Genomic DNA, 10,679 nt, shown 5'->3' with positions numbered 1-10,679 from the left:
CTTGAGCGCGAGCGGGATCAGGAACATGATGATCAGCGCGTTGAAAATCACCGCCGACAAAATCGCCGACGACGGGCTGCCCAGTCGCATCACATTGAGCGCGGCCAGTTGCGGGTAAGTGGTCACAAAGATCGCCGGAATGATGGCGAAGTACTTGGCCACGTCGTTGGCTATTGAAAACGTGGTGAGCGAGCCGCGCGTCATCAGCAGGGCCTTGCCGGTTTCCACGATCTCCAGCAGCTTGGTGGGGTTGGAGTCGAGATCCACCATGTTGCCGGCCTCCTTGGCGGCCTGGGTACCGCTGTTCATGGCGACCGCCACGTCGGCCTGGGCCAGGGCTGGTGCGTCATTGGTGCCGTCGCCCGTCATTGCCACCAGTCGGCCTTCGGCCTGGTATTGGCGTATCAGCTTCAGCTTGTCTTCGGGCGTGGCCTCGGCCAGGAAGTCGTCAACACCCGCCTCGGCGGCGATGGCGGCAGCCGTGAGCTTGTTGTCGCCGGTGATCATCACCGTCTTGATGCCCATGCGGCGCAATTCGCCGAAGCGTTCCTTGATGCCGGCCTTGACAATGTCTTTCAGCTCCACGATGCCCAACACCGTACTGCCGTCGGCCACGGCCAGCGGCGTGCTGCCGCGGCGCGACACGTCATCTGAAGCACGCAAAACTTCAGCCGGAACGGTTCCGCCCAGTGCTTCCACATGCTTGCGAATCGCATCGACCGCACCTTTGCGCAGTTGCCGCTTGCTTCCATCGGGGTTCAAGGCGTCCATTCCGCTCATGCGGGTTTGCGCGGTAAAGGGAACCTCAGTCACGGCCTGCATGGGCGACTGGCTCACGGCCAGCTTCAAGGCCAGCGCCACGATGCTGCGGCCCTCCGGCGTTTCATCGGCATAGGAGGCCTGCATGGCGCAGGTGGCGAGCGCTTTTTCAGACACGCCGGGTGCGGGCAAAAAGCTCGAAGCCTGGCGGTTGCCGTGGGTGATGGTGCCGGTCTTGTCCAGCAGCAGCACATCCACGTCGCCGGCAGCCTCAACCGCGCGGCCCGACGTGGCGATGACATTGGCCTGCATCATGCGGCTCATGCCGGCCACACCCACGGCCGACAGCAGGCCGCCAATCGTGGTCGGGATCAGGCAGACCAGCAAGGCCACCAGTGCAGTGATGCTCACCACCGTGCCCGCCCCCACCGCGCCCACGCTGAACACTGAGAAGGGCAGCAAGGTGACCGTGACCACCAGGAAGACGATGGTCAGCGCCACCAACAGGATGGTCAGTGCGATTTCATTGGGCGTCTTCTGCCGTTTGGCGCCTTCGACCATGCTGATCATGCGGTCCAGGAAGGATTCGCCAGGGTTGACCGTGATGCGTACCACCAGCCAGTCGGACAGCACGCGTGTGCCGCCGGTCACTGCGGAGAAGTCGCCGCCCGACTCGCGCACCACCGGGGCCGATTCGCCGGTGATGGCACTTTCGTCGACCGAGGCCACGCCTTCAATCACTTCTCCGTCCAACGGAACCATGTCGCCGGCATCGACCAGCACCACGTCTCCTTTTCTAAGATTTTCAGCTTCTTGCGGCAGGAATGTGGAACCATGCCGGGGCTCCTTGAGCTTCTTGGCCCAGGTGCTTTTTTTCAGGCTCCGCAGCGATGCGGCTTGTGCCTTGCTACGGCCTTCGGCCAAGGCTTCGGCGAAGTTGGCGAACAACACGGTGAACCACAGCCAGACGGCCACGGCAAAGATAAATCCGGCCGGTGCTTCGCCCTGCCCCTGCAGGGCCTGCAGGCCCAGCAAGGTCGTGAGAATGCTGCCGATATAGACGACAAACATGACCGGGTTGCGCCACTGCACGCGCGGGCTCAGCTTGGTAAACGAAGCCACGATAGCCGGCTTGAGCAGCGCGGGATCCAGCAACATTAAAGATTTTTTGGTACTCATATAGGTTTCTCTTTGAGCCTTGCGGTTATTTGCCTGGCCACAGCATCAGGTGCTCGACCATGGGGCCCAGCGCCAGGCCGGGCACGTAGTTAAGCAACCCCACCAGCAGCACAGTGCCTATCAACAGCGTCACGAACAGCGGGCCGTGCGTGGGCATGGTGCCGGCCGTAACCGGCAGGCGTTTCTTGGCGGCCAGCGCACCGGCAATGGCCAGCACCGGAACGATGAAGCCGAAGCGCCCCAGCCACATGACGATGCCCAGCAGCGTGTTGTAGAACGGCGTGTTGGCAGACAGGCCCGCGAAGGCGCTGCCGTTGTTGTTGCCGGCCGAGCTCAGCGCATAGAGGATTTCGGAGAAACCGTGCGCGCCGGGGTTGGCAATGCCAGCCTTGCCTGCGCCCGCCAATACGGCGATGGCAGTGCCGGCCAGCACCAGGATGGGCGTGACCAGGATGGCGATCGAAGTCAGCTTCATCTCATGCGCCTCGATCTTCTTGCCCAGGTATTCCGGCGTGCGGCCGATCATGAGGCCGGCGATGAACACCGCCAGGATGGCGAAGATCAGCATGCCGTAGAGGCCCGTGCCAACGCCGCCGAACACCACCTCGCCCAGCTGCATCATCACCATGGGCACCATGCCGCCCAGCGGCGTGAAGGAGTCGTGCATGGCATTGACCGCGCCGCAGGAGGCCGCCGTCGTGATGACCGCGAACAGGCTGGAGGCATTGATGCCGAAGCGGGTTTCCTTGCCTTCCATGTTGCCGCCGGCCTGCAGCGCGCTGGCCGTCTGGTCCACGCCCAGAGGCGGCAGCAAGGGGTTGCCGGCCTGCTCAGCCGGGGTGATGGCCCCCACCGCGATGACAAACATCACCGTCATGGCGGCCAGCACGGCCCAGCCCTGGCGCTGGTCGCCCACCGCGCGGCCGAAGGCGAAGCACAGCGCCGCCGGAATCAGGAAGATGGACAACATCTGAAAGAAATTGCTCAGCGCGGTCGGGTTTTCATAAGGGTGCGCTGAATTGGCGTTGAAGAAGCCGCCGCCGTTGGTGCCCAGCATCTTGATGGCTTCCTGAGACGCGACCGGGCCCATGGCCAGGGTCTGCTTGTCGGATTTGGCATCCTCCATCACGGGATTGCCCTTGTCGTCTTTCAGCGCCTGGCCATCAGGGCCGTTTTTCGGCTGCTGATAGCTAGTCACTTCCAGCGTGCTCACGTCTTTGTAGGCATCAAAGTTCTGGATGACGCCCTGCCCCACAAGGAAGACGGCAAACACCAGCGACAGCGGCAGCAGCAGCCAGGCCGTGATGCGCGTCACGTCCACCCAGAAGTTGCCGATGGCGCCGGTCGCCCGCGCAGCAAAACCGCGGAACAGCGCAAACACCACGGCAATGCCGGTGGCGGCCGAGAAGAAGTTCTGCACAGCGAGCACCAGCATCTGCGTGAGGTAGCTCATGGTGGACTCGCCGGCATAGCCCTGCCAGTTGGTGTTGGAGACAAAGCTGACGGCGGTGTTGAAGGCCGAATCGGGCGTTACCGCGGCCATGCCGGCCGGGTTGAGCGGCAGCCAGACCTGCAAGCGCTGCAGTGCATAAACGGCCAACACACCGAGCGCATTGAAAGCCAGCAAGGCCAGCGCGTACTGCGACCACTTCATGTTGGTATAGGCCGATGTACCGGCCAGGCGATACAGCGGCGCTTCCGCCTTATGCATCCAGTTGGGGAGGCTGCCGGAATACAGGCGGGCCAGCCAGATGCCCAGCGGCCACGCAGTGGCCAGCAATACACCCAGAAAAAGGGCCAGCAGACCCCAAGACGAGTTGCTCATCAAAACTCCTCGGCGCAGATCAGCGCATAGACGAGGTAGGTGAGCAGCAGGACAGCACAGACGCCGCCAAAGCCGTACAAAACGTCCAGGCTGATCATGAACGGCCTCCTTCGGACTTTTCAAGCTTCTGGAAGCCCCAGACCAGCAAGACCATCACACCCCAGAGGGCGGCGGCACCAAGAATAAACGCGAGATCCATGATCTTTCTCCAACAAACAACGATGGGGAAAGTTTCGGATCCGGTGTGTAAAAACGGGGATGAAAGACCGGCAGCCGGTATAAAGAAAGCGTAAAAATCAGGGGTTAAACCCTGTTCAGGCCGATACGTGAGGCCGCATCACCACGCGCAGGTGCAGCGCGCGCAGGGCGTCAATGTCGTCCAGCAGGGACGAGGCCTCGGGCAGCGGGGAAACCGGGTCATCGGCGAGCTCCAGCAGCAAGAGCAGACGTGCGGCTTTGGCATGGAGCGCCTCCATAGCCTGCGAAACCTCGCTGTGGTTTTCCATCGCACCGGCGTGGCTACCGCATCGCGCTGCGAGTGACCATGTAAATGCCTATCAGCAGCAGACCGGTGAAAAAAAGGCGCCTGAAACCCTTCTCGCCCACCCGCCCGCGCAGCTTCTGACCGGCGGCCATCCCCAACAAGGCAGCAGGCAATGGCAGCAGCAAACTCCAGCCACCCGGCATGCTGCCCATGGCAAAAGAGCCTTCCATCACCAGGCGCAGAAAAAGTGCGGCAGTGGAAACGGTGAAGGACAGGCCCAGCGCCTGCACCAGTTCGTCTTTCTTGAGCGACAAGGCCTGCAGGTAAGGTACAGCCGGAAAGACAAACACGCCGGTGGCCGAGGTGATGGCGCCGGTCGCCAAGCCGGCAGCGAAGGAAAAAAACCGCTCACCGCGCGGCGGGACCGCCAGCGGCAGTGCGCACAGCCCCAGTAGTGCATAAATGATCAGCGCAGCGCCCAAGCCTGCCGACGCGAGGTCCGTATCAAGGGTAACCAGGCTGACCGGTGCCCACAGCGTCCCCGCGACCACCCCAGCCTGCAGCGGCCACAGACGCCGCAACAGGCTTTCCAGCGCAGCGCCATCCCACATCTGCCAGGCATTCGTCAGCAACGAAGGCAGGATCAGGATGACGGCTGCCTGCGCAGGCGGCATCACGCCGGCCAGCAAGCCCATGGAAAGTGTTGGCAACCCCAGGCCCACCACGCCCTTGACGAGGCCGGCCAGCAGGAATACGCCGGCGACGACGGCCATCAAGAGGGTGTCGTTCCCTGCACCCATGAAGTTGTTCATTGAGTTCATGTCGCCGATTCTGCGCAGCGGCGCGTTTGCGCTCAAGCGGTAATATCCGTTCACAGCCTTCGCCGTTACCGAAGGCTAAAACGCCTTCAGCTCATGCCCGCCACCCTTCGCTTTGACCTTATCGACCTTCGGCTGTTTCTGCACACCGTCGATACCGGCAGTATCACAGCGGGCAGCAGGCTTTCGCACCTGGCGCTCGCCTCGGCCAGCGCACGCATACGCGGCATGGAAGACGCATTGGGGGTCCCGCTGCTGGAGCGTCTGCGCGCCGGTGTGAAACCGACCAAGGCCGGCCTGGCCGTGGCTCACCATGCGCGGCTGGTGTTGCAGCAAATCGAGCGCATGCATGGTGAGATCGGCGACTATGCGGGCGGGCTGGCGGGCAACGTGCGTTTGCTGTCGAACACCGCCGCCATCACCGACTACCTGCCGCAGGCGCTGGCGGATTTCCTCAACACCCATCCAGCCATCGACGTCGACCTGGAGGAGCGTCCCAGCCACCTGATCGTGTCGCAGTTGCTGGGCCAGGTGGCCGACCTCGGCATCGTGGCCGACTCCGCCGACATCTCCAGCCTTGAATCAAAACCTTTCCGGCGCGACCAGCTTGTGCTGGTGGTTCCAGCCGGCAGCGGATTCGGCCGCCAGCGCCATGCTCCGTTCGGGCAAGCCCTGGGCCATGACTTCGTCGGCCTGGGGGAAGACAGCGCGCTGCAACAGCACCTGAACCTGCAGGCCGAACGCCTGGGGCTGCGCATGCGGACCCGCATACGGCTGCGCAGCTTTGAGGCAGTCTGCCGCATGGTGGAGGCGGGTGTCGGCGTGGCGGTGGTGCCGGCCGTCGCGGCCGAACGCCATGTGGAGGCAGGCAAGCTGCGCAGCCTCAAGCTGACCGACACCTGGGCCGACCGGCAATTGCTGATCTGCGCGCGCCGCTTTGACCAGCTGTCGCTGCCGGCGCTGCGACTGGTCGAGTCCCTGTGCGCGCCTGCCGCGCCGCCGGAGCGCTCACACACGCACAAAACGCCCAAACGATAAAGTCATGCCCATGCAAACCCCTGAACCCACAGACCTGCTGGCCCGATCCTGGCGGCATTGCGCGGGCGCCCTTGCCGCACGGCCGATCGGGCCTGCGGTGTTTGATGAACTGGTGGCGCGCTACTCGGAGCCGCACCGCAAGTACCACACGCTGCAGCACCTCACGGAATGCCTCGCGCATTTCGAGGCCGTTCGCGATCTGGCCGTACAGCCCGCAGAGGTCGAGATGGCGTTGTGGTTCCATGATGCGATTTACGACACGCAGCGCCACGACAACGAGGAAACAAGCGCCGACTGGGCTCGCGAGGTGCTGCTGGCGCACGGCACTGCCACGGCCGCCGCGCAGCGTGTTCACGACCTGGTCATGGCCACCCGCCATACGGCGCTGCCAGCCTCGCCTGACGAACAGTTGCTGGTCGATATCGACCTGTCCATCCTGGGCGCCGGCCCCGGCAGGTTTGCCGAGTACGAGCAGCAGATCCGGCACGAATACGCTTTTGTGCCCGCCGCCCTGTTCCAGCAAAAGCGGCGCGAAATCCTGCAGGGTTTCCTGGACCGGCCTGTGATCTACAGCACGGCGCATTTCCGCGAAACACTGGAAGCACGTGCACGCGAGAACCTGTGCAGGGCGATTGCCGGCACGACTTCGGCAACCACCCCTTCAGCACCATGAACATCTGCCCCCATTGCCACCAGGCCGGAATCAAAACCTGGGAAAAACGTCTCTCCAGCCGAGGCAACCCCGCCACCTGCACCTTGTGCGGAGGGCTCTCGCATGTTCTGGCCAGCGCTGCGGGCGGCACATTTGTCCTCACATCCGTCCTGTTGGTGATTGCCGTCCTTGCCGGCTTCTTGACCAACTCATGGCTGGCCGGGTTGTCGGGTGCACTGCTGGCGGCGGCCTACAACCTGTGGGCATGGCAACGCGAAGTGCTTTGGCCAATCCTCAAGGAAAACGCCCAGGCTGCAAACCGCGCCAATTGGGTGGTCGAAGCGGTTTCCATCTTTATTTTGTTTCTTTCCTGAGGACGGCGGCTGTACTCGTCACACCAAGCGCTCCTGATTTCATAGCTGCTTGCGCTCGTCCTGATTGGTCTGCAGGCACTTTTGGCACCTGAAAAGCGCCCCAAACCGCACCCCAAACGCCCAAAACGGCTCCCCGGGCAGTTCAACCCGCCCAACACACTTGCTATTAATTCAGTAGCTGCTTGCGCTCGTCCCTATTGGCCTGCAGCCTTTATTTGCTTGAGAAAACACTGGACCGCAGGGCGCCCAGGTCGAGCACGCGCAGGCCGCCGTATTCGATGCGGATAAAGCCCCGGGCCTGCAGCGTGCTCAGCGCCTCGTTCACGCGCTGGCGCGACAGGCCCACGAGGTAGGCCATTTCCTGCTGCGTGATGCGCAGGATTTCGCCCACACCCGGGTACAACACCGGGTTGAACAGCGCGGCCAAGCTGCGTGCCACACGGATGTCGGGGTTGTTCATGCGGTCGATTTCGCGCGCGACGATGAACTGGCCCAGGCGCTCGTTGAGCTGGTTCATCACAAAGCGGTTAAAGCCGATGGAATGGTCCAGCAACCAGTGGAAGTCGTCGACCGGCAGCCCCGCCACCACCGTCTTGCGCAGGGCCTGGATGTTGTAGCGGTAGGGCTCGCGCTTGAGCACCGTGCCTTCGCCGAACCAGGCGCCCGGCGGCAGGCCGGTGAAGGTCATGGTGGCGCCCTGCTCGCTGTCGGTGCTCATCTTGAGCAAGCCCTCGACGACGCCGAACCAGTAGGTCACCGGCTTGCCGACACGGCACACGTAGTCGCCGATGTTGGCGTCGCCGACGCGCACGCTCGCCACGGCGCGCTCGCGCTCGGCCGGCAACAGCTCATTCAGCCAATGGATGCCGGCGAGCTCCTGCGCGTCGGGCATGCGGGCACGGATCTGCATCGATTGGCCTGTCATCGTCACCATGCGCGCTGTCCTAAGGGAAAGTCCGGGGGAGTAATCACCCTTGAATTGTCGTCCGAACGACAACCTAACGTCAAACGCATGCCTACGATGCATTCACAAGACAACTTTCGGGCTAGCCGGCAAGCGAGCGACTCCCCGAAGGCATAACGACCGCGAGACAAGGACCATGCAGACCACTTTTCCGAGACTGTTGCTCAAACATGCGGCTGAGCGCCCCGGCGCTCCGGCCATGCGCGAAAAAGAGTACGGCATCTGGCAGGCGCACAGCTGGGCCGGCATGGCGCAGCTGGTGGAGCGCATCGCCTGCGGCCTGCATGAAGCCGGGCTGCAGCGTGGCGAGCACATGGTCATCATCGGCGCCAACCGGCCGCGCCTCTATGCCACCATGCTGGCCGCGCAGTCGCTGGGCGCCATACCCATTCCGCTTTACCAGGACGCCGTGGGCGCCGAGTGTGTCTTTCCCATCAACAATGCCGACGTACGTTTTGCGCTGGTGGAAGACCAGGAGCAGGTCGACAAGCTGCTGGAGATACGCAGCCAGTGCCCGCAACTGGACCAGATCATTTATGACGACCCGCGCGGCCTGCGCAACTATGCCGAGGCCGGACTGCAATCGCTGGACGCCTTGCTGGAAAAGGGCGAAGCCTTTGCCGCAAAGCAACCCGGCTTCTTCAAGAGCGAAGTCGAAAAATCCCGGCCGGATGATGTGGCCGCGATGTTTTTCACCTCGGGCACCACGGGCAACCCCAAGGGCGTGGTCCACACCCACAACACCCTGCTGGACCGCGCCAGGGCCGGCGCCGACTTCGACAAACTCACCTCCGGCGAGGAAGTGCTGGCCTACTTGCCACCCGCGTGGGTCGGTCAGAACATCTTCAGCTATGCGCAATGGCTGGCCTGCGGCTATGTGGTGAATTGCCCCGAAAGCGCGAGCACCGTGATGATCGACCTGAAAGAAGTCGGCCCGACCTATTACTTTGCGCCACCGCGGATTTTCGAAAGCCTGCTGACGACCGTGATGATCCGCATGGAAGACGCGGGCCGCATCAAGCGCGRCATGTTCAACTATTTCATGGGCGTGGCCAAACGCGCCGGCCCAGCCCTGATGGACGGCAAACCCGTCGGTGGCATGGACAGACTGCTGTATGCGCTGGGCAGCGTAATGGTCTATGGCCCGCTGCGCAACACGCTGGGTTTTTCGCGCGTTCGCGTGGCCTACACCGCGGGTGAAGCGATTGGGCCGGACCTCTTTACCTTCTATCGTTCCATCGGCATCAACCTCAAGCAGCTCTATGGCTCGACAGAGACCGCCGTGTTTGTGTGCCTGCAGCCGGACAACGAGGCGCGTGCCGATACGGTAGGGGTGCCGATCAGCGGCGTGCAAATCAAGGTGGCCGACAACGGGGAAATCCTGGTCAAGTCCGCCGGCCTGCTCAAGGAATATTACAAAAACCCCACGGCGACGGCCGAGGTGCTGAGCGCCGACGGCTGGTATCACACCAGCGACGCGGGCTTTATCGATGCCAGCGGCCACCTCAAGATCATCGACCGCGTGAAAGACGTGGGCCGCATCAAGGGCGGTGCCAACGACGGCGCCATGTTCGCGCCCAAGTATGTGGAGAACAAGCTCAAGTTCTTCCCGCATATCAAGGAAGTCGTGGCCTACGGTGATGGCCGCGAAAAAGTCTGCGTGATGATCAACATCGACTTCGACGCCGTGGGCAACTGGGCCGAACGCCGCAATCTGCCTTACGCCGGCTACACCGATCTGGCRCAGAAGCCCGAGGTCTACCAGCTCATCAAGGAATGTGTCGAAAAAGTCAACGCCGACCTCAGCGTGGATGCGCTGCTGGCCGGCTCACAGGTCAGCCGCTTCCTGGTGCTGCACAAGGAGCTGGACGCAGATGACGGTGAACTCACACGAACGAACAAGGTGCGGCGCGGCTTCATTGCCGAGAAGTACCAGCCGCTGATCGATGCGCTCTATGGCGACAAGACCGAACAGTTCATTGAAACGGTCGTGAAGTTTGAAGACGGCCGCAGTGGCAGCGTCAGCGCGACCCTGAAGATCAGTGACACCCAGACTTTTGCGCCCGTGAAGGCAGCAGCATGACTAAAAAGATCGGCGACGTCATATTGGACGTCAACAACATCAGCCTGAGTTTTGGCGGGGTCAAGGCCCTCTCGGATATTTCCTTCAATGTGAAAGAGCACGAGATTCGCGCCATCATCGGCCCCAATGGTGCGGGCAAGAGCTCCATGCTCAACTGCATCAACGGCGTTTATGCGCCGCAGCAGGGCTCCATCACTTTCCGCGGCCAGACCTTCAAGCACATGAACAGCCATCAGGTGGCGGTCATGGGCGTGGCGCGCACTTTCCAGAATCTGGCGCTCTTCAAGGGCATGAGCGTGCTCGACAACATCATGTCGGGCCGCAACCTAAAGATCAAAAGCAACCTGCTGCTGCAGGCGCTGCGCATAGGTCCCGCCGAAAAAGAAGAAATCATGCACCGCGAGGCAGTGGAAAAAATCATCGACTTCCTGGAAATCCAGGCCTATCGCAAGACGCCCGTCGGGCAACTGCCCTACGGCTTGCAAAAACGCGTTGACCTGGGC

General features: G+C 62.5%; 11 protein-coding genes. 5 read left to right on the top strand and 6 right to left on the bottom strand.

Annotated features, from left to right (window positions below; all coding sequences use genetic code 11):
* The 5 genes from kdpB to AC1DWI_RS04535 form a co-directional block, all read right to left on the bottom strand.
* Window positions 1-1,938, bottom strand: a 1,938-nt coding sequence (gene kdpB, locus AC1DWI_RS04555; RefSeq protein WP_477724445.1) for a potassium-transporting ATPase subunit KdpB, incomplete at its 3' end; no start/stop codon positions are given.
* Window positions 1,939-1,963: 25 nt separating this feature from the next.
* The gene (gene kdpA / locus AC1DWI_RS04550) at window positions 1,964-3,763 is read right to left on the bottom strand and encodes a potassium-transporting ATPase subunit KdpA (RefSeq protein WP_477668647.1); all 1,800 of its coding nucleotides are present in this window, start codon (window positions 3,761-3,763) and stop codon (window positions 1,964-1,966) included.
* On the bottom strand, window positions 3,763-3,861 hold the full coding sequence (locus AC1DWI_RS04545) for a potassium-transporting ATPase subunit F (RefSeq protein WP_457281368.1): 99 nt from the start codon (window positions 3,859-3,861) through the stop codon (window positions 3,763-3,765). The genes kdpA and AC1DWI_RS04545 overlap by 1 nt, the downstream gene beginning before the upstream one ends.
* Window positions 3,862-4,077: 216 nt before the next feature.
* On the bottom strand, window positions 4,078-4,269 hold the full coding sequence (locus AC1DWI_RS04540) for a hypothetical protein (RefSeq protein ID WP_477668648.1): 192 nt from the start codon (window positions 4,267-4,269) through the stop codon (window positions 4,078-4,080).
* Window positions 4,270-4,282: 13 nt separating this feature from the next.
* Complete coding sequence (locus tag AC1DWI_RS04535; protein WP_477668649.1) at window positions 4,283-5,068, bottom strand: sulfite exporter TauE/SafE family protein; 786 nt, start codon at window positions 5,066-5,068, stop codon at window positions 4,283-4,285.
* Window positions 5,069-5,161: 93 nt separating this feature from the next.
* On the opposite strand from AC1DWI_RS04535, the gene AC1DWI_RS04530 reads away from it, so the two are divergent.
* Genes AC1DWI_RS04530 through AC1DWI_RS04520 form a run of 3 tightly spaced genes read left to right on the top strand, consistent with a single transcriptional unit; the run spans window position 5,162 to window position 7,129 of the window.
* Window positions 5,162-6,103, top strand: coding sequence for a LysR family transcriptional regulator (locus AC1DWI_RS04530; RefSeq protein ID WP_477668650.1), 942 nt, complete (start codon window positions 5,162-5,164; stop codon window positions 6,101-6,103).
* Window positions 6,104-6,107: 4 nt separating this feature from the next.
* Window positions 6,108-6,776 (top strand): HD domain-containing protein, encoded by a 669-nt coding sequence (locus AC1DWI_RS04525; RefSeq protein ID WP_477668651.1) that lies wholly within the window; start codon window positions 6,108-6,110, stop codon window positions 6,774-6,776.
* Entirely contained in the window at window positions 6,773-7,129 is a 357-nt protein-coding gene (locus AC1DWI_RS04520) for a hypothetical protein (RefSeq protein ID WP_477668652.1), read from the top strand. The genes AC1DWI_RS04525 and AC1DWI_RS04520 overlap by 4 nt, the downstream gene beginning before the upstream one ends.
* Window positions 7,130-7,340: 211 nt before the next feature.
* On the opposite strand, the gene AC1DWI_RS04515 is transcribed toward AC1DWI_RS04520, so the two are convergent.
* Window positions 7,341-8,054, bottom strand: coding sequence for a Crp/Fnr family transcriptional regulator (locus AC1DWI_RS04515; protein WP_477668930.1), 714 nt, complete (start codon window positions 8,052-8,054; stop codon window positions 7,341-7,343).
* Window positions 8,055-8,229: 175 nt separating this feature from the next.
* Here AC1DWI_RS04515 and AC1DWI_RS04510 point away from each other — a divergent pair, with 175 nt between their 5' ends.
* Window positions 8,230-10,176: an AMP-dependent synthetase/ligase gene (locus AC1DWI_RS04510; protein WP_477724444.1), complete on the top strand. Its 1,947-nt coding sequence runs from the start codon at window positions 8,230-8,232 to the stop codon at window positions 10,174-10,176.
* The coding region (locus AC1DWI_RS04505; RefSeq protein ID WP_477724443.1) for an ABC transporter ATP-binding protein at window positions 10,173-10,679 on the top strand (507 nt) is incomplete at its 3' end. The genes AC1DWI_RS04510 and AC1DWI_RS04505, both read left to right, overlap by 4 nt.

The sequence above is a fragment of the Polaromonas sp. P3_C2 genome (genome assembly GCF_056402675.1).
The sequence above is the reverse complement of the archived record's forward strand: the minus strand, read 5'-3'. Positions and strand labels throughout refer to the sequence as shown.